Origin of the sequence: Acinetobacter sp. ANC 7912, from assembly GCF_039862785.1 — a bacterium.
In the GTDB taxonomy this organism is placed as follows: Bacteria; Pseudomonadota; Gammaproteobacteria; order Pseudomonadales; family Moraxellaceae; genus Acinetobacter; species Acinetobacter thermotolerans.
In genome coordinates, this window is record NZ_CP156795.1 from 757,843 (window position 1) to 777,222 (window position 19,380).

Annotated in this window: 14 protein-coding genes, 1 other RNA gene, 1 pseudogene and 1 other annotated feature; of the genes and pseudogenes, 9 read left to right on the top strand and 7 right to left on the bottom strand. The window is 44.6% G+C overall.

The window, feature by feature from the left end; all coding sequences use genetic code 11:
- Together ABEF84_RS03850 and ABEF84_RS03855 are read right to left on the bottom strand one after the other, a co-directional pair.
- Positions 1–3,606: an SbcC/MukB-like Walker B domain-containing protein gene (locus ABEF84_RS03850; protein WP_347453618.1), complete on the bottom strand. Its 3,606-nt coding sequence runs from the start codon at positions 3,604–3,606 to the stop codon at positions 1–3.
- A 9-nt stretch (positions 3,607–3,615) separates the two neighbouring features.
- The gene (locus ABEF84_RS03855) at positions 3,616–4,866 is read right to left on the bottom strand and encodes an exonuclease SbcCD subunit D C-terminal domain-containing protein (protein ID WP_347455547.1); all 1,251 of its coding nucleotides are present in this window, start codon (positions 4,864–4,866) and stop codon (positions 3,616–3,618) included.
- A gap of 554 nt (positions 4,867–5,420) precedes the next feature.
- On the opposite strand from ABEF84_RS03855, the gene ABEF84_RS03860 reads away from it, so the two are divergent.
- Positions 5,421–5,876 (top strand): ABZJ_00895 family protein, encoded by a 456-nt coding sequence (locus ABEF84_RS03860; protein ID WP_347453620.1) that lies wholly within the window; start codon positions 5,421–5,423, stop codon positions 5,874–5,876.
- Positions 5,877–6,042: 166 nt separating this feature from the next.
- Here ABEF84_RS03860 and ABEF84_RS03865 read toward each other — a convergent pair whose 3' ends face one another.
- The gene (locus ABEF84_RS03865) at positions 6,043–6,906 is read right to left on the bottom strand and encodes an IS982 family transposase (RefSeq protein WP_004679438.1); all 864 of its coding nucleotides are present in this window, start codon (positions 6,904–6,906) and stop codon (positions 6,043–6,045) included.
- Positions 6,907–7,041: 135 nt separating this feature from the next.
- Between ABEF84_RS03865 and ABEF84_RS03870 the strand changes: the two genes are divergently transcribed.
- Positions 7,042–7,953: a TIGR01777 family oxidoreductase gene (locus tag ABEF84_RS03870; RefSeq protein WP_347453621.1), complete on the top strand. Its 912-nt coding sequence runs from the start codon at positions 7,042–7,044 to the stop codon at positions 7,951–7,953.
- Here ABEF84_RS03870 and thiO read toward each other — a convergent pair.
- Both thiO and hemB read right to left on the bottom strand, forming a co-directional pair.
- Entirely contained in the window at positions 7,933–9,054 is a 1,122-nt protein-coding gene (thiO, locus tag ABEF84_RS03875) for a glycine oxidase ThiO (protein WP_347453622.1), read from the bottom strand. The genes ABEF84_RS03870 and thiO overlap by 21 nt on opposite strands.
- Before the next feature lie 77 nt (positions 9,055–9,131).
- A complete protein-coding gene (gene hemB / locus ABEF84_RS03880; protein WP_347456219.1) occupies positions 9,132–10,145 on the bottom strand; it encodes a porphobilinogen synthase in 1,014 nt (337 codons plus the stop codon).
- A gap of 107 nt (positions 10,146–10,252) precedes the next feature.
- On the opposite strand from hemB, the gene ABEF84_RS03885 reads away from it, so the two are divergent.
- The 3 genes from ABEF84_RS03885 to ABEF84_RS03895 all read left to right on the top strand — a co-directional run bounded on the left by ABEF84_RS03885 (position 10,253) and on the right by ABEF84_RS03895 (position 13,664).
- The gene (locus ABEF84_RS03885; protein WP_347453624.1) at positions 10,253–10,744 is read left to right on the top strand and encodes a thioesterase family protein; all 492 of its coding nucleotides are present in this window, start codon (positions 10,253–10,255) and stop codon (positions 10,742–10,744) included.
- A 244-nt stretch (positions 10,745–10,988) separates the two neighbouring features.
- On the top strand, positions 10,989–12,131 hold the full coding sequence (locus tag ABEF84_RS03890) for an HlyD family efflux transporter periplasmic adaptor subunit (protein ID WP_347453625.1): 1,143 nt from the start codon (positions 10,989–10,991) through the stop codon (positions 12,129–12,131).
- 6 nt (positions 12,132–12,137) lie between these two features.
- The gene (locus ABEF84_RS03895) at positions 12,138–13,664 is read left to right on the top strand and encodes a DHA2 family efflux MFS transporter permease subunit (RefSeq protein ID WP_347453626.1); all 1,527 of its coding nucleotides are present in this window, start codon (positions 12,138–12,140) and stop codon (positions 13,662–13,664) included.
- Positions 13,665–13,713: 49 nt separating this feature from the next.
- Here ABEF84_RS03895 and glpK read toward each other — a convergent pair whose 3' ends face one another.
- Positions 13,714–15,198: a glycerol kinase GlpK gene (gene glpK / locus ABEF84_RS03900; RefSeq protein WP_347453627.1), complete on the bottom strand. Its 1,485-nt coding sequence runs from the start codon at positions 15,196–15,198 to the stop codon at positions 13,714–13,716.
- 131 nt (positions 15,199–15,329) lie between these two features.
- Here glpK and ssrA point away from each other — a divergent pair.
- Together ssrA and ABEF84_RS03910 are read left to right on the top strand one after the other, a co-directional pair.
- Positions 15,330–15,689: a transfer-messenger RNA gene (gene ssrA, locus ABEF84_RS03905) on the top strand.
- A gap of 183 nt (positions 15,690–15,872) precedes the next feature.
- Positions 15,873–16,106 (top strand): annotated as a pseudogene (locus tag ABEF84_RS03910) (Arm DNA-binding domain-containing protein); the annotation flags it as partial.
- A gap of 28 nt (positions 16,107–16,134) precedes the next feature.
- Here ABEF84_RS03910 and ABEF84_RS03915 read toward each other — a convergent pair.
- Positions 16,135–17,369, bottom strand: a protein-coding gene (locus ABEF84_RS03915; protein ID WP_347455548.1) for an IS3 family transposase whose coding sequence is annotated in 2 segments (ribosomal slippage) — positions 16,135–17,093 and positions 17,093–17,369 — 1,236 coding nt in all. Because the reading frame shifts where the segments join, the coding sequence is not laid out codon by codon here.
- Positions 16,978–17,094 (bottom strand) — a sequence feature (AL1L pseudoknot). (Overlaps the previous gene by 117 nt.)
- A 152-nt stretch (positions 17,370–17,521) precedes the next feature.
- On the opposite strand from ABEF84_RS03915, the gene ABEF84_RS03920 reads away from it, so the two are divergent.
- On the top strand, positions 17,522–18,415 hold the full coding sequence (locus ABEF84_RS03920) for a phytanoyl-CoA dioxygenase family protein (RefSeq protein ID WP_347455549.1): 894 nt from the start codon (positions 17,522–17,524) through the stop codon (positions 18,413–18,415).
- Between the two features lie 203 nt (positions 18,416–18,618).
- The gene (locus ABEF84_RS03925) at positions 18,619–19,287 is read left to right on the top strand and encodes a helix-turn-helix transcriptional regulator (protein WP_347455550.1); all 669 of its coding nucleotides are present in this window, start codon (positions 18,619–18,621) and stop codon (positions 19,285–19,287) included.
- The last annotated feature ends 93 nt before the right edge of the window (positions 19,288–19,380 follow it).

Consider the following 19,380-nt stretch of genomic DNA (forward strand, 5'->3'; position numbering starts at 1 on the left):
CTAGCCTATAATTTGGATAGTGCTGGCACCGGAGCCGACCGGCTTGACCTGAATCTGCACCGGAATACGTTCATGCATTTCCTGTACATGCGAAATTAGAACCACCTTACGACCTTGGCTTTGCAGATGATCCAGCGCATTCATCACCATATGCAGCGAAGCTGGATCAAGCGTACCAAAACCTTCATCAATAAACAGTGATTCTAGCTTCATTGAACCGGAGGCCATATTGGCAATCGCCAGTGCCAGTGCCAGAGAAACCAGGAAGGTTTCGCCACCGGACAGGGAGAGTACCGGACGGATTTCACTATTCATATCCAGATCGACAATCGCCAGACTCAGACTATCCGGAATACGATGCAATTGATAACGCTGCGATAGTGGTTGTAATTGCTGGTTGGCGTACTCCACTAAAATATCCAGATGATGTTCCTGCGCGATTTTCTGGAACTTGGTACCTTCCTTATGCCCGATCAAGTCATAAATCCGACCCCAGCGATATTCCTCAGCCTTGATCTGTTCAATCTGATGCTGGTATTTGGCATAGGTGTTTTGATTATTGGCATTCAGGCGCAGTTTGGCATCAATCTCATTCACTGCTTCCTGTTGTGCCGTTTTTTCCTGAGCCAGTGCTGCCAGTTTTTGTTCAATATCTTCAAAACTATGTTCAGGCTGCAGTTTTAAATGCGCCTGATATTGTTCTTCCAGCAGCTGCCATGCAGTTTTGGCATTTTCCAATGCCTGTTTCTGATTCGCCAGATCCTGTCGGATCCGTTGATGGCTGGTGAGATCGATACTTAACCAATGCTCAATTTGTTCTGTAGTTACCTGCGGGTGAGCTAACTGCCATACCTGAATCTGTTGTTGATGCTGTTCTAGTTGCTGCTCCAGCTGCTGTAATTGGGTAACAAAATCTTGCAGCTTGAGGTTACCTTGATGCAGCTGTTTTTCTGCTTGAGCAGTGCGTTGCCGCTGATTATCCAGTTCCTGTTGCAAAGCTTTGCCTTGTTGATCTAGTACAACCTGCCATTCAGCAGCCACACGATATACCTGTCCAGCATGTTGTTCAGTCAGTTCGGCGAGTTGCTGGCGCAGCGCTTTGCCTTGTTCCACCAGTTGTTCTAGAGACTGGCTGATTTGTGCAAAATTCTGTTGTTCAACTTGTAGTTGATATTGAGTTTTCTCTACTGCTTGCTGCTGTTGCTGCAGCTCGGAGTCCAGCTGTTTTAATATGGATAAATGTTGAATCCGCTGTTGTAACTGTTGCTGGAGTTTAGGTAACCAGTTGATTGGTGGTTGAACCTGATACTGTTCAGGTAAGGTCATCATGACAGGTGCAATCAGCTGTTCGAGCTGTTGGCGTTGTTGTAATGCCAGTTGTAGCTGCTGTAATTGCTGCTGTTGCTGGCGCCATTGCTGTAATTGCTGCTGCAGCTGTTGTTCCTGGAGTTGCAGCTGTTCAATTTTTTTAACTACAACATTGTGATGATCTGCTAACTTTTTGATGAGGTGAGGGAGGTCATTCTCCTGCTGAGTAATAACTCCCAAACTTAGCAGCTGAGTGGTACATTCTGCAGATTGTTGCTGTATCTGCAGCTGTAATGTCTGCAAACGCTGCTGTTGTTGCTCAATTACCGTTTGTAGCTTAGATATTTCAATCTGTTTGGCTTGCTGTTTCTGTAATAATTGATCTAGTTGCTGTCTTGCCTGCTGCAACTGTTGTTCCTGTAATTGATGCAGGCTTTGTTCTAGCAGTTCATGCTGGCCCTGTACAAAAGGATGCTCATGGCTACCGCAAACCATACAAGGCTCATTCGGTTTTAGTTGGGCACGCAGTTCCTGCACGCTTTGAGCATGTAACAGACGCTGTTGGGCAAGGGTCTGTTCTAGCTGTGTATAAGCTTGCTGTTCAGATTGAATCTGTTGTTGTAGATTGAGCTCAGCATTTTGTAGCACAACTAACTGTTGTTGCTGGTTTTGTACAGCAGTTTGTAATTGTTCTGATTCTTGCGATTGTTGAGCAAGCTGTTGCAGACGTTGTTGCAAGATGTCTAGCTGTAGCAGGGTCGTTTGATCCTGTTGTCGTTTTTCTTGCACAGAATGTAGTAATTGTTCCAGCTGTTGCAGGCTTTGATACTGTTGTGTCCAGTGATTTAGATTAGTTGATAGTTGTGCAACTGAATTTTCTAGTTCGGCTAGTGGTTGCTGCAGGCGCTGTGGGGCCTGCTGCTGTAGTTGCTGATATTGATGCAGATAGTCCTGAATACGTTGCAGGATACTTTGCGGTTCCTGATCAAATACACTTAAGTACTCAGATTCAGCCAATTGCTGTGTAAGCTGTTGCTGTTTTGCCTGTGCTTGATTAAAAGTCAATTGCTGCTGTGCCAGTTGTTGTTCTAGCGGCTGCAGTCGTGTAGTTTGGAACTGACTTTTTTCAGCATTCAGTTTTTTATACTGCTCGGAAATCGTATTAATTTCATGATCCAGTTTTAGACCAGCATCCAGATGCGGCTTGATATTTTCTAAATACTGTTGGAATTGCTGCTGCTGTTGTTGCAGGGCTTGCAATTTCGCTTCTTCTGCAGCAAAGGATTGTTTGAGCTTTTCAAATTCAAGCGTGAACTGGGCTTGTTGCTGCTGAATCTGGCTTTTTTGTGGTTCTAAACGGGCACGTTGTACAAACTGCTCCCGGATCGACTGGAACTCATCCAGTCGTTCTAATAATTGCTGCTGCCCGGCAGATTTAGTCACGGCATCCAGCTGTACATCATAAACTTCTTTTTTGGCATGCACTTCGGCATAGAGCTTGTGCTGGTCCAGATGCCATTTTCTTTCATTTTCCAGCAGCTTTTCTGACTGTTGCAGATTCTGCAGTTGCAGGGAAAGGGCCTGCTGTTGCTGTTGCAATGCAGCAATGTCTTCTTCTGACAGGATTTCAATATAGCCAATCAGCTTTTCCAGTTCGCTGCGCTTGTTTTTGACTTCACTGAATTTCTGTGCGGCTTTCTGGCTGACCACACTAAAAATCTGGGAATTGGTCAAATATTCCAGCAAATCCGCACGTTCATGATCCTTGGCTTTTAAAAAAGCACCGACTTCAGACTGAGCCAGTAATACGGCTCGGGTAAATTGCTCGAAGCTTAAACCGATCAGTTTTTCAATCAAGGGTGTCACTTCTGAAATTTTCTGGGTCAGGGTAGTGTCATCATCCAGACACTTGATATAACGCTCGACCTTAAGATTGCCATCAACCTTGTTACGGGCACGGCGGATATCCCAACGTGCCAGATAACGTTTGCCATCCAGCGCGAAAAATTCCAGTTCACTAAAACCGGAAGTGGTGCCACGACGTAAGATATTTTTTGAGTCCTTGATGGATACATCCTGTCCGCCAGTATCTTTTAGGCTGCCGGAAGCACCTTTAAGGCGGGGAATTTCGTTATACAGTGCCAGACACATGGCGTCCAGCAGGGTAGATTTTCCTGCACCAGTTTTTCCGGTAATGGCAATTAGTCCGGCATGGGCCAATGGACTTTCATCAAAACGAATGTCGTGCGTACCTGCCAGAGAGGCCAGATTATTCAGGCTTAAACGTAGAATTTTCATGGCATCTCCTTAAGGCTGCTGCAGATCAATGTCCTGCTGCGCTTCATGCAGCAGCTGCAGAAAATCACGCTGTACCGAATCATCCGGTTCATAGCCCATCTTTTTCCATAGGGTGCTAAATAGGGATTCCGGTGTTGGAGGCGCCAAGTCAATTTTAGAAATTTGTGCGTCAGTATCCATGACCTGCTGATAAATTCTGGAAATCCGCAGCAGGCGGTAGCGGTTCGGCGGCAAAGCCTGTTCGATCTGTTGTCTCAGATCAACCGGTGGTGGCGCCGTTGTCGTATATTCAATTTCCAGAAAATGCCGTGCATACAGCTGTTCAATTTCTCCCGGTGGCAGGGCTTTGACTTTTTCAATTAATTCATTGAGATCAGCTCGAATCCGGATCAGATCGACAGTTCTTGGAATGATCAGAGATTCGTACTGAAAACGCTGTTCATTTGATTGAGTAGGATCAATCCTGACTTCCACTACCTGATGCTTATAGTTCAGTTCGCTAAATGACAGTGGAATTGGTGAGCCGCTATAACGGATATGTTCCTTACCGACTTTCTGCGGTTTATGTAGGTGACCTAGTGCGACGTAGTCAATACCATCTTCAAACAGGGCTGTGGAGAGCGCTTCTTCATTACCGATCACAATTGGGCGTTCCGAATCGGAAGTTTCACCGCCTTGCATATGTGCATGTGACATTAAGATCAGCGCTTGATCCGGCTCTTGGCGCGAACGGGCTTCGGCAATCAGTTGTTGATGTAAGTAAGCTATCGCACTTTGGTTATTGCTGGTATGTTCATTCAGCCCGGTAATTTCCGCACTACGCAAATAAGGCAGTGCCAGACACCAGGCTACAATTTTCTGTTCAGGGTTATAAATAGGTACTAGCAGACGATCCAGATCGAGTTTATTGTCAGAAGTTTTGCTGATCACGCCAACTGCTTTGGCATTGAATTTACTTAAGAATGGCTCGACCTGTTCAATGCGGTAACCGGAGTCATGGTTGCCGGCAATCATCAGGGTCTGCATATGCGGTGCCAGATGATGCGCCGTAGCCAGGAATTGGTATAGCTGTTTTTGTGCACTGGACGCAGGATTAATGACATCAAAAATATCCCCGGCAATCAGCAGGGCATTCGGCTGTTTTTCCTCAATCTGTTTTAGCAGCCAGTCCAGAAATTGGGTATGTTCAAATTCACGATCATGATTATGGAAGAACTGCCCCAAATGCCAGTCTGATGTATGTAGAAAGTGAACTGCCATGTCCCCTGAGCCTGTAAAAAATTAAACACCCGGATATGGGCAAAAAGCATGGATGAAAACCGATCTAAGCTGTATTTCCCATTTAGTCTTATCAGCAGAAATACGTGCCTTAGGCTGGCTATAAAATAGCAGTATAGTCATCTCTAGGGATGAACACTAGCACCTAGCAGTGGATTCGTGGGGGTAAATTCGATGTCATGAAATCTTATTTATCGTTAGTTATAGATACTAAAGTGTTAAAATATGAACCAATATCAAAAAATAAAGCTGGGAAAATTACATTACCCAAAAAATAAAGACCGACGATTCGAGTGATGGTGAAATCGTCGGTCAAAGTGTGCTGTTTATGAAAATTTTGGCTGCTATTCAAAATTTTCTGCTGGCACACGAGTCTTATTGCTTTAGCAAAGATCAAACATATTTGTGGATGCCGGTACAAATTTGGTGACCTTGTATCCTATATAACGTCAGGGGTTCCGTATCGGTTGACAATAAAATGAAAAAAAATCCAATTTTTTTTATACTAGCTGCATATCTTTGTGTGAATCCCCGTCATGGTTTCCTTAAAACGCTATTTTCTCTGGTTTTTTTTCATCTGCTTTGTATTGACCTGTATTTGCGGTGTCATTGCTGCGCTGATGCCAACCGGAATGGGAGCAATTCTGACGGTGGTGCCGTATCTGGTGGCCATGATCTGGGTGTTGTATAAATTTCTGCACCAAAACCGCCGTGCACCGACCCAGCAAGAACGTAAAAAAATCACGCTAGGATTTACCCTGATTTTTTGGGGCTATAACCTGGCATTTTTATTACTGGGGATTTTACTGGCAACCCGTTCCAATCCGAATGCCTGGCAGGATTTTCTGCTCTATCTGCAGCAGCCTCAATTTATGAGTATGGTGCTGATCATGATTCTGCTGCTGGCGATTCCTTTGTATTTATTAACCTACTGGTTTTATGGGGCGCAGGCACAGCGTATGGCTGATAAAATGTTTGGCTCGACCCAGTAAATTGCTGAAAAATAATAATCTCGATATCTTAAAATTCACATCAGATAGGTGAATATTAAAGGTTTAGCTATACCTGTCGGTATAAATTGTTACGCTTATTGAGCGCTTTGGATAGCTCTAAAACCCACGCAGTTCAGTACAATAACCTGAGTTCGATGAAATCCACTTAACCTTTTAGCATATTTTGGAAAGTTGGCTTATTGGGGTTCAAACAATAAGCCACTACAGCAGCCATGATATTCACCATGAAGTTATTTACCGAACGATGACGTGAATGTTCAAGTTGATGTAAATTTTTTAATTGATCATTCACTGTTTCGATCAATCCTCTTCTGCAAAGTAATTGTTTTTCTTCTTCAGTTTGGATGGGTTTATTTTTCATATTCCGACGTGATGGGGTCAATATTTTCAGTCCTCTTGCTGCTAAAGCTTCGGCTTTTGCTTTGCTCAAATAGCCTTTGTCTCCGAGTAGGATCCCTTTTAATTCTTGAGTTAAAGATTCTAATATAGCAACATCATGAACATTTCCCGATGTCAGCTTGAGATTAATAATTTCACCTAAATTATTGATAACGAGATGTAATTTAAAACCATAAAACCAACCCGTACTACTTTTTCCACGACCGGCCAAGCCTTTAAATACACGATGCCTTTTAATCCGAAGATTATGGCAAACTACCAATTTAGTGGAGTCAATGATACTGATTCCCGTATCTTTTCCTTTCACCTGATGGAAGAAGCTACTCAGAGCTTGCAAACAACGGGGCATGATTTCAATAAATCGGTTGTAGCTAAGCAGTTTAGGAAAAGCAGATTTCCAGAATGGAACGATCATTTGGCAATAAAAATATTTGAAGAATCTAAAACCGGATTGATGAAATAAAATGACAATGGTCATTGCTTCAGACAAGCTTAAAGCTGACTTTTTCAACCTGGTTTTTTGATTAGAAATTAAAGCTTTCTCTAAAGATTCATTAAATTTTTTGCAGAAATCATCCAAAATACAAAATAATTCGGTAATATGATCCATTGAGAAGCCTTGTTTTATAACATTTTGTCTTGAGAACCAATATGTTACAAAAACAGGGCTTTTTTTCTACTCTTTTTTTATATCGAACTCAGGTTACAATAGTCCCGATATAAGAACAATGGCGACTGAATAACAATGTATAAACCTGTCGTACTGATTACCGGCGCCAGCGGTTTTATCGGTCAATATACCGTCCAGCATTTTCTTGGCATGGATTATCATGTAATTGGTCTGACCCGTGAACGGCACCGGATCGACATGCATCCAGATTTTGAATGGATTCATGATTTCGAAGAATTACATAGCCAGCAGATTGACTATGTGGTTAATCTCGCCGGTGAAAATATTGGTGCCCAGCGCTGGACGGATGAGCGCAAGCAAACGCTGCTCAGCAGTCGTCTCGAGACCACCCGCAGACTGTATGAATTTTTAGAGAAAAACCAGATATTCCCTAGACGAATCCTGTCGACCTCGGCAGTGGGCTATTATTGCATTGATCCTGAAGAACAATGGCAGCAGGTCTGTACCGAAGAATCGCCACCACAGCCGATTTTTATGTCACAACTGTGCGCGCAATGGGAAGAATTGGCACTGTCTTATACCGATCAAGATACCAAGATCATGCGTTTTGGTGTGGTACTGGGCAGAAAAGGTGGGCTGTTACCGCAAATCCTGATGCCGATTAAATTAAATCTGTTTGGCCAGATTGGTAGCGGCCGCCAGCCATTTTCCTGGGTACATATTCAGGATCTGCTCAGTGTTTTTGATTTCCTGATGCACGAACCGACCACTTCGGATATTTTTAATGTAGTTGCGCCGGAAAAAACCAGCCAGCAGTATTTTAGTCAAACCGCGGCGCGGGTATTACATCGCAAACCGTTGTTCTGTTTGCCGGGCATTTTTATGAAATGGTTGCTGGGCGAGCAGTCGCAGCTAGTTTTAAATGGTCAGTATGTCCAACCCAAAGCGCTGCAAGATGCAGGCTTTGAATTTCAGTTTCCAACCATTAAAGAAGCCTTAACCGATTTAGTGGGTAAGCGCAGTTAAGTGCTGCAACTGTTTCGCTGTATAGGCTTGAGGATCAATCAAAGTGGGTTGTCCAAACATCAGCTGCCGGAGCAATAATGCCGAAGCTGGTGCCATACACAGGCCATTACGGAAATGGCCGAAATTGGCCCAGCCATTTTTCAGTTGTGGTAACTGACCAATATAGGGAATACCTTTTGGAGAACCGGGACGCAGCCCAGCCCATTCCTGCACAATCGGGAAGTCTGCCAGTTCTGGCACCATTTCAAAACAGGCATCCAGAATTTTCTGGCGAATCTCAGTCGCAGGAGTGGTATCAAATCCGACTTCACGCATGCTGGAACCACAGACAATATGCCCGTCCTGACGTGGAATCAGATACATAACCCGGTTCATACACATGGTCGGTAGCCAGTGTTCCGGTGTTTTAAACAAGACCATTTGCCCCTGTACCGGGCGCACCGGAATATCCAGCTTGAGTTGATCTGACCATTGTGCTGACCAGGCACCAGTGGTAAATACGAACTGATCGGCTTCAATCCAGTCTCCCTGTTGAGTTTGTACTGCTGCAATTTGATCATCACTAATTTTTATCTGACGTACCGGAGCGTGTTCCAGCCAGGTCACTTGTGGATGCTGTTTGAGATAACAGCTAATCGATTGTAGCAGACGAGGGTTGCGGACATTGGCGATCTGCGGGAAATACAGCGCATGTTTAAAGCTGGTGGAAACCTGCGGATTGATCTGCTCGATCTGTTCCTGTTCGACATACAGCGCTTCCTGCAGCGGTTCCTGATGCTGTTCGGCATAGTGATAGCCGACTTCAAAATCCTCTTCATCAAAGATCAGCATGCCGGTTTCGTGAATTTCAAAATCGATGCCCGTGATGGGTTTTAGTTTGTCATTCCAGTTCTGATACAGCGGTTTGGCATATTTGGCCAGATCATTCACCGCTTGAGGGTAACGCCATGGATACATCGGGGAGAGGATGCCGCCACCGGCCCAGGAGGCGGCTTTGCCTGCTTGCTGTTGATCCAGAATCGTCACTGAACAGCCCTGTTCAATCAGCTCCAGTGCAGTCATGAATCCGTTAATTCCTGCACCGATGATGGCAATATGCATCAGGTTTTCACCTTTATTTCAATCATCAAACAAAACGCAAAAAAATGCCTCCCTTGAATTAAGGAAGGCATTTTGGATTATTTCATGTCTTTCAGTTTCAATGCGGCTTCTTCAGCAAAGTAAGTCCAGATGCCGTCTGCACCGGCACGGCGGCAGCTCATCAGCGATTCCAGAATCACGCTATCGGACAGCCAGCCATTTTGAATCGCGCCAGCCAGCATCGCATATTCACCGCTGACCTGATACACGAAGGTTGGAATGCCAAAGGTGTCTTTGACTTCACGTACCACATCCAGATATGGCAGGCCCGGTTTTACAATCACCATGTCCGCGCCTTCCTGAATATCCAGTGCAATTTCATGCAGGGCTTCAGCACGATTACCGACATCCATCTGGTAATTGTATTTATTACCACCTTTCAAGTTAGAAGTAGAACCGACTGCATCACGGAACGGACCGTAGAAGCTGGACGCATATTTGGCAGAATAGGCCATGATATTGGTATAGATAAAGCCATTCGCTTCAAAGGCCTGACGGATTGCACCGATCCGGCCATCCATCATGTCACTTGGTGCAAAGACATCGGCACCTGCTTCAGCATGACTCAGACCCTGTTTAATCAGACATTCAACCGTTTCATCATTCAGCACATAGCCAGTTTCATCGATGATGCCATCCTGACCATGGGTGGTATAAGGATCCAGCGCGCCGTCAGTGATCAGCACCATTTCTGGTAATTCTTTTTTTAGCAAGCGCACAGTGGTCTGGACCAGGCCATCTTCACGCCAAGCGGCTTCTGCAGTCAGACTTTTATCTTCTTGTGGTGTGACCGGGAACAGCGCCAGTTTATTGACACCCAGTTCCAATAAACGTTCTGATTTTTTTAACAACAAGTCAGCAGACAGGCGCTGCACATTTGGCATACTTGGAATGTCTTGGGTCTGGTTTTGTCCCGGCAGCACAAATACTGGATAAATCAAGTGATCAGCACTGAGATGGGTTTCACGTACCATAGAACGTAAATGCTCATTTTTACGAATACGACGCATGCGAGTCGCAGGAAACGCGGGACGATTGAACGTATAGGTCATAAAAATCTCATTGATCAATATTAAACTATGAGTATTGTAGCGCCTTAATTTGCATTTAGGGCAAATGAAAGTATTTTTTTATTTGATCAAGGTTATTCGAGCAAACTATGACGGTAGCAGAGAAAAGTTGGACAGGAAATATTGATTTAGGCTCGGATAAGGATGTTCTGTTAGACCAGTTGTGTGCTGCTTTTAATGATTCACCATTCTACAAATATTGTGGTATGCAAATGCGTGTGGTGGATGGACAGATTGAAGCTTATGTGGAAATGCAAAAGGATTTGATTGGTAATGTGGCATTCCAGATTTTACATGGTGGCGTGGCGGCGACCATTTTAGACAGTATCGGCGGCATTACCGCAATGGGCGAGCTGTATAAGAAAGCCAGCCAGGAAGATATGGTTGATACCAGCCAGAAAGTCTCCCGACTGGCAACGGTGGATATGCGCGTAGATTATCTGGCACCGGGTCGTGGCAAATATTTTACTGCACGTGCGGAAACCCTGCGTCTGGGTCGTAAAGGCTGCACCATGCGTATGACCCTGATCAATGATGAAGCCAAACCGATCGCGACTGCAATTGCCTCTTACGCGTATTAATTTTTTTAATTCAAAATCATTTTAAAATTTTCGATACAGGCATTGTTCCAGCAGGAGCAGTGCCTGTCTGCATTTGGAAACTGTAGAGTTACATAATTTTGCTCCAAAAACCGATTTTGAGATTAGAATGCGTGACATTTATAGTTTTATGACTTTCTCAGCAAAACCACCTGTCTGTGCCAAGTAAATCAAAAAATGCATGGGCATGTGTGCATGACCAAGTCTGTTGGATTTAGGAAAATCAATGACAGATACACAAGAAACCCTGCCAGAAAATACATCGCAGCCTTCTGAGCAAGAGCTAAAAGCCAAACGTAAAAAAGCGCTCGGGATCGTTGCCATTCTCATGGCCATTGCGCTGGTGTTGTTTCTGATATGGAAATTCTTCCTGAATAATTCGGTCAGTACTGAAAACGCCTATGTTGGTGCAGAAACGGCTTCGGTCACCTCGATGATCAGCGGGCAGGTGGCTGAAGTTTTGGTGCATGATACCCAGGCGGTGAAAAAAGGTGAGGTACTTGCACGAATTGATGACCGGGATGCACAAATTGCCGTGGCACAGGCGCGTGCTGAGCTGATCAAGGCCAAACGTCAATATAAACAGACTGCGGCCAATAGTGGTGCATTAAGTTCACAGATTGGCGTCAGCAGTGATGCCATTCGTAGTGCTGAAGCCCAAGTCGCTCAGGCTCAAGCGGCTGTACGTAAGGCTCAGGATGAATATAGCCGTCGTGAAAAACTGAGTGCAACGGGGGCAATTTCCAAAGAAGAACTGAGTACTGCGCAAAGTGCCTTGGATACTGCAAAAGCGGGACTGGCTTCGGCAGAAGCAGGCTTGGCACAGGCCAAATCCAGCCAGAAAGCAGCACAAAGCAACCTTGCCGCGAATGAAGCGCTGATTCAGGGTGCTAATGAAAACTCAACGCCAGATGTTTTGGTCGCTGAAGCTAAATTAAAACAAGCTGAACTGGATCTGGAACGTACCGTAATCAAAGCACCTTTTGACGGGGTGGTTTCACGCCGTTCGATTCAAGTGGGTCAACGTGTCGCACCTGGTACGGTGTTGATGATGGTGGTACCGGTCGATCAGCTCTATGTGGATGCCAACTTCAAGGAAAGCCAGTTGGAGAAGGTCCGCGTGGGGCAGAAAGCTGAACTGACCTCTGACCTGTATGGAAAATCGGTGAAATATCACGGCACCGTGGTTGGCTTCTCTGGCGGTACAGGTTCAGCTTTTGCTCTGATTCCGGCTCAGAATGCCACAGGCAACTGGATCAAAGTGGTACAGCGTTTACCAGTGCGTATTCAGCTGGATCCGAAAGAACTGACCAAGCATCCGCTACGTGTGGGTCTATCGATGGAAGCTGAAATCCACTTTAAGAAGTAATTCCCAATGAATAAATATGTTCCATATGGGAATCTGACTGGCGGCAAGCTGATGCTGGCGGCCTTTGTTCTGGCATTGGCCAATTTCATGGTCGTGCTGGACATGACCATTGCCAATGTCTCGGTGCCGCATATTACCGGTAGTCTGGCGGTATCCAGCTCGCAAGGCACCTGGGTGATTACATCCTACGCCGTAGCGGAAGCAATCTGTGTCCCATTGACGGGTTGGCTGGCCGGACGTTTTGGTAGCGTGAAACTGTTTGGTGTCTGCCTGCTTGGTTTTACCCTGTTTTCAGTGATGTGCGGGATTTCCACCAGTCTGGAAATGCTGGTGTTTTGCCGGATCGGGCAGGGTCTGTTCGGCGGGCCGATCATGCCACTCAGTCAGACTTTGTTACTGCGGATTTTCCCACCAGAAAAGCAATCCCAGGCCATGGGGATGTGGGCGATGACAACTGTGGTAGGGCCAATTCTAGGTCCGATTCTCGGTGGTACCATCAGTGATAACCTGTCTTGGCACTGGATTTTCTTTATCAATATTCCAGTGGGTCTGTTCTGTGGTCTGATGGCGTTGAAACTGCTCAAGCCAGCAGAAACCCTAACCAATAGCTTGAATATCGATAAAGGTGGTCTGTTCCTGCTGATCCTGTGGATTGGTGCATTGCAGTTGATGCTGGATCTCGGTCATGAACATGACTGGTTTAGCAGTTCCTTTATCGGCACCTTGGCAGTGATCGCTTTTGTTGGTCTGATCATTTTCACCATCTGGGAACTGACCGAACGCCATCCTATCGTGGATATCAGTATTTTCCGTTACCGGGGCTTTACCTTTGCCGTGCTGGCACTGGCCTTTGCCTTTGGTGCCTTTTTCTCTAGTATTGTGCTGATTCCGCAATGGGTACAGATTAACTTGGGCTATACGGCGACTTGGGCAGGTTACCTGACCGCGACCATGGGCTTTGGCAGTCTGTTGATGTCACCGATTGTGGCAAAACTGGCAACCAAATATGACCAGCGGATTCTGGCGAGTTTTGGTCTGACTTTACTGGCTGGGGTGACCCTGATGCGGGCTTTCTGGACCAGCGATGCTGATTTTATGGCGTTAGCGTGGCCGCAAATCCTGCAAGGTTTTGCAGTGCCGTTTTTCTTTATTCCACTGTCGAATATGGCGTTGGCTTCAGTGCTGCCGCAGGAAATGCCATCAGCAGCCGGTTTGATGAACTTCCTGCGTACTATGGCGGGTGCAATTGGTGCTTCAATTGCGGTGACCATTTGGGATGATCACAGTAAAGTGGCACGTAGCGAGCTGGTGGGTAAACTGAATGTTGATGAAACCCAGAATGCCTTGATGGCACAGGGCATGAGTTCGGATAGTGCCTTGGGCTATATTTCTAGTCTGGTGGATAAAGAGGCTTTGACCTTATCCGCCAATCATTTGTTTCTGATACTGGCATTGGTTTTTATCTTCGCCGCTTGTTTGGTCTGGCTGGCACCACGACCGAAAGCCGGGGTTGGTGGTATGCCATCACATTAAAATTTTCAAAATAAAAAACCGCTGCACAGTCAGCGGTTTTTTTAAAGGCTTATAAGTCTGATTTGGCTCGTTTCAAGGCATTCTGCCATTTGGCCAGATGGGCTTCACGTTCATCAGTTTGCATTTTCGGTTCAAAAGCGCGTTCTAACTGCCAGGACTGGGCGATTTCATCCAGGCTGGAAAATACGCCTGATTTCAACCCTGCCATGGCTGCCGCGCCCCAAGCGGTGGATTCCAACATTTTCGGACGCAGCACTGGCACATTCAGTAGATCAGCCTGAAACTGCATCAGGGTATCATTTGCGCTGGCACCGCCATCGACACGCAGTTCCTTTAAGGGATGGGTAATGTCGGATTGCATGGCGGTTAGTACATCGGAGACCTGAAAGGCGATGGATTCCAAAGCTGCTCGGGCAATATGGGCTTTATTGGTTCCGCGGGACATACCACACAGCAGCGCACGGGCTTCGCTATCCCAGTGCGGCGCACCGAGTCCGGTAAAGGCTGGCACCAAGACCACGCCGTCGGTATCCGGTACCTTGCAGGCCAGTTTTTCTACCTCTGAACTTTTTTGAATGATGCCTAGACCATCACGTAGCCATTGCACCACCGCGCCGGCCATAAATACGCTGCCTTCTAAGGCATAAGTCGTTTGATCCTGAGCTTGCCAGGCAAGGGTAGAGAGTAATTTGTTGTGACTGAGCTGAATGTCATGACCGGTATTAAACAGCATAAAACAGCCAGTGCCGTAAGTATTTTTGGCTGAGCCGACTTCAAAACAGGACTGGCCGAACAGGGCAGACTGCTGATCCCCTAAAATCCCGGTAATTGGAATATTGGCGCCGAGCAGACCAGAGGCGGTGTCAGCAATATAACTGTCCGATGCAATGATTTTGGGTAGTACCGAAGCTGGGATATTAAACAGATTGAGCAGCTCTTCATCCCAAGTTTGGGTGTGGAGGTTCATGAGCATGGTACGTGAAGCATTGCTAGCTTCAATGACATGCTCGGCACCTTGGGTCAGGTTCCAGATCAGCCAGCTATCCATGGTGCCAAATGCGACATGGCCTTGTTCTGCCAGCTCACGCAAGCCTTCAACATTTTCTAATAACCAGACCAGTTTTCCCGCACTGAAATAGGGGTCAATACGCAGGCCGGTTTTCTGTTGTACGCGCTCCATCTGACCCTGCTGGATCAGCTGATTACACCAGTCCGTCGCACGGCGGTCCTGCCAGACAATGGCCGGGGCGAGTGGTTTGCCAGTTCGCTTATCCCAGACTGCTGTGGTTTCACGCTGGTTGGTGAGTCCAATGGCTTTAATATCTTTCGCGAGAATACGGGCGGAGGCAATCGCCTGTTGTACCACACCAATCTGAGTGGTCCAGATTTCCATGGCATCTTGTTCTACCCAGCCGGAATGTGGGGTCTGGATATGAATTTCCCGTTGAGCCGTCGCTTGAACCTGTCCATGTTCATTAAAAATAATCGCACGACTGGAAGTCGTTCCTTGATCGAGGGCGAGTAAAAAGCTCATAATTTTTTCTATAGGATGACTTGAAAAAGAAAAGTTTAGCTCAATAAAGTAACTGAGCGCATCGAAAAGTGTAATTGTGTAGAAAATGCATCGTATTTTTTGCCAGTTGTGCTATGATTGCTCATACATCTGGGGATGTTCTTGGCTTCGACGCCGATGATGAAACTCATAGATGCATGCCGAGAGCGCATTTTCTCTCGTAAATCAAATTTGCATTTAAATAGTCGCAAACGACGAAACTTACGCTCTAGCTGCCTAAGGGCAGCTTGTCCGCATCCCTGAATACTTGTGGTTAGGGGTCCCGACTGAAGCGAACGCACACAAGTCCGTATAGAGTCAAGCCTCGGGGCTTTATACCAAACTTAGAGGATCGCACCTTGAACCCTGTTCGTCGGGTCTCTGGGTGTTAAAATAATAGACGATATCTAAGCATGTAGTATTCTCGAGCGTAGTGTTGGCGGACGCGGGTTCAACTCCCGCCATCTCCACCAAAATTCAATTCAGAGAAGTTCGACTGAATGTAAAAAAGCCTTTAAACTCAACGTTTAAGGGCTTTTTTATTGGCTGTATTGTCCGATCCGGTCCTAAGCTGTGTGACCCAATTTTTGCCTTCAGTGGGTAATTATTGGGAAAATTTACCCAATAATTTTACGATTGATAAAGGGTAAATACACATGAAACTCACCGATACTGAATGTAGAAAAGCGACACCAAAAGAAAAACGATATCGTCTGTCAGATGAGAATGGTCTGTCACTTCTTGTGACGCCAGCAGGACAAAAATACTGGAATGTACGTTATACCGTTCATGGTGAACGTAAGTCAGAGTCGCTTGGTCCATATCCTGATATGAGTTTAAAGAAAGCAAGGGAGCTTGCACTTGAACTCAAATACAAACTGAACCGTACCGGGTTTGTCGGAGACTTTTTTATTTAAGTTAGGCCACCTGACCTAACGGGTTAATCTTATCATAGTACATTGCTTCAAACTCAAAAGGCGATACATAACCCAGTGCACTGTGTACACGCTTTTTATTGAACCAATCTACCCAATTTAATGTCGCAAGTTGTACATCTGCTAAACCTTGCCAATCTGCTTTTAGATATTCAATCACCTCTGTTTTGTATAAGCCATTCACCGTTTCAGCCAAAGCATTATCGTATGAATCACCAGTCGTACCGACTGATGCTCGTAAATTTGCAGCTTCTAAACGATTGGTATAGCGAATGGAAAGATATTGCACACCTCTGTCGGAATGATGAATCACATTCTTTGGCATGCCGCGATCATGCAATGCTTGCTCCAATGCATCGAGCACCATATCTGTATTCATCCGTGTAGATACTTTCCATCCAACAATTGCTCGTGAAAACACATCAATAATAAAGGCGGTATAGACCCAGCCTGAATGAGTTTGAATATACGTAAAGTCACCGACCCATAGTTGGTTTGGATGATCAGCACTAAAATTACGTTTCACTAAATCATCTGCCCGTTTTTGGTCATCCCGGCTACGGGTAGTTTGTTTATTCTTACCGCGCCAAACACCTTGTATACCTAGCTTCTGCATCAATCGAGCAACTGTACAACGTGCAATCACATAGCCTTCACGTTTCAGTTGTTGCCAGACCTTACGCACACCGTATCGACCTGAACTTTCTTTCCAAATTCGTTTAATCTCCTCAGCATGATGCAAGTCATGTAAATCTCGCTTTGCTCGATGTTCCCTTGCGAAGCAATGCTTCTCATCGCAGAGATCTAGAGTCCGGTAATAGGTTGAAGGTGCGATCGGTAAAATTCTACAAATCGCCTCGACTCCGTACAGCTCTTTATTATTATGGATAAAATCCACCATTATTTGTGTGGGCGGTCGAGCTCCGCCTGGGCGAAAAAAGCGGCTGCTTTACGTAGAATCTCATTGGCGCGTTGCAGTTCTTTATTTTCGCGTTCGAGTTGTTTGATACGTTCTTGGTCTGAAAGCTGCTGTACTTTAACTGGATTTTGTTTATCTAAATATTTTTGATACCAAACACGTAGTGTTTCAGGAGTACAACCTATCTTGGGAGCAATAGCGGTGATCGCAGCCCAATTCGATGGATAATCTTTTTCAGATTCAATCAATAATTGAACCGCTCTTTCTCTGATTTCAGGGGTATATTTTAATTTTGTCATCGGGATAGTCTCTCAGAATATTGACTCTCCGACAAACCCGGTACGGTTCAAACAATAGGATTCCATAAATTATATAACTTTAGTTAGATGTCACGGTGATCGTTTTTTTTTAACTTTAAATCATCCAGAACAAGTTAAGAAAGGGCAATACTATGGGACTGATTCGTTTACCAAACACTGCTACTGCCGATGACGTTGCACAAGCACTAAAAGAGCATGGTCATTGTATTATTGAAAATCTGGTTTCACCTGAAGTCATGGACCGTATCGCTGAAGAAACACATGAATATGTATATGACAGTCCATTTGGTGAAGATTTATTTTTAGGGAAAAAAATTCAGAGAACAGGTGCATTGGTTGCACGTTCACAAACAGCACGTGAAGAAATTATTCGTCATCCTTTAATGTTGGCAGCAGCAAAAAAACATTTACATAAAGCATCTACGATTCAATTGCAATTAACACAAATTATTACCGTGAATCCAGGTTCCCCTGCTCAAGTATTGCATCAGGATCAGTTGACGTGGGATTTCTTTGATTTTCCTGATGATTATGAACCGCAATTCAATACGCTGTGGGCCATGACAGAATACACCAAAGAAAATGGCGCGACTCGTGTGGTTCCAAATAGTATGTATGTAGGTGCTCGTCAAAAATTTACCGAAGAGCAAACGATTGCCGCAGAAATGAGTAAAGGGTCAGTCCTGATTTATACCGGAAAAATTTATCACGGTGCTGGTGAGAACAAGACTGACAAAATCCGCCAGGCGATTAATATCAATTATTGCGCAGGCTGGTTAAGACAAGAAGAAAATCAGTATTTGGCAACACCGCCTGAAATTGCGCAGACTTTAGATGACGAGTTATTAAAACTCATGGGATATCAATGTGCATGTTTTGCATTAGGGTATGTACGTGACTTTGAAGATCCATTGGATGTGTTTAGAGGCAAGGAAGAGCGTCATTCTGCTGGACTTAATGTGACTGTCGCCACAGGAAATGAAGTCATTAAAGAATATGCCAAAGAAGTCGGGGAAGTTGTTTAATTGACTATATGCCTCTCTCCTGAATATTTGTGAAGGCTCTAGACTAGCAAAATGATTATGTTAGTCTAGAGCCTTGTGAATAAGCAATATATTTAGAAGAGAGGCTTTTTATTACTCAGTTTTTTATTTAACTTTAAGTATGAATACTTCTGACTGGCATATTAATTGCTACTTCTATATTGTAAAATATGAGGTACAAAAAGATGCTAAAAGAAGATTTAATTATTGAAAACTCATTACTTTTAGCCAAAAACTATTTAGATGCTGAAGGTGCAATGTTTTATTGGGTAGACGAAGAGCAGCGTAAAGCCAAAATTCATCAGAATATTGAAGTTCCTCAAGAGTTTATTCATAAATATCATCAACATTTTCAAGAATGTGATCCTCTCAATGTAGATTACTTTTTAAGTAGTCATGACAACATGAATTATTTAAATTCAGTGCACAATGTCACTCAAAAAGTTCACAGCTATAAGACTTTTGCTGCAGATTTAACTATTAATGAAATTTTCGAAGTGGTGTTTTGGGAAAATGACCATGCTTTTGCAGGCATTGCTGTAACTAATCCCAATGAAGAAAAGAAAATAGATTTAGCTTCCAATAAAGCCCTTTATCATATTCTGAAAACCAATATTTTTAGCATCGATGGTGTAAAAGAGAAGGTCATTTCAAACTATCTGAATCAGCACATGCTGACTTACCGGGAAAGTCAGCTCTGTTTTCTGATTTTAAAAGGTTCTTCCAACCAGGATATTGCTGAAATGATGGGAATTTCATTGGGAACCGTGAAAATTAATACCAACCGTATTTTTGAAAAACTCAATGTTCCGAATCGTCTCGCACTGACCGTGCTTTTAAACCAATTGGTCTAATTAATATTTTAAGTTCTGACCTAGTTCTGAAACAAGAAAAATAAAATAGGACTAAGGGAGAAAGAGGGAGAGATGAGCATGATAGGGGTATCT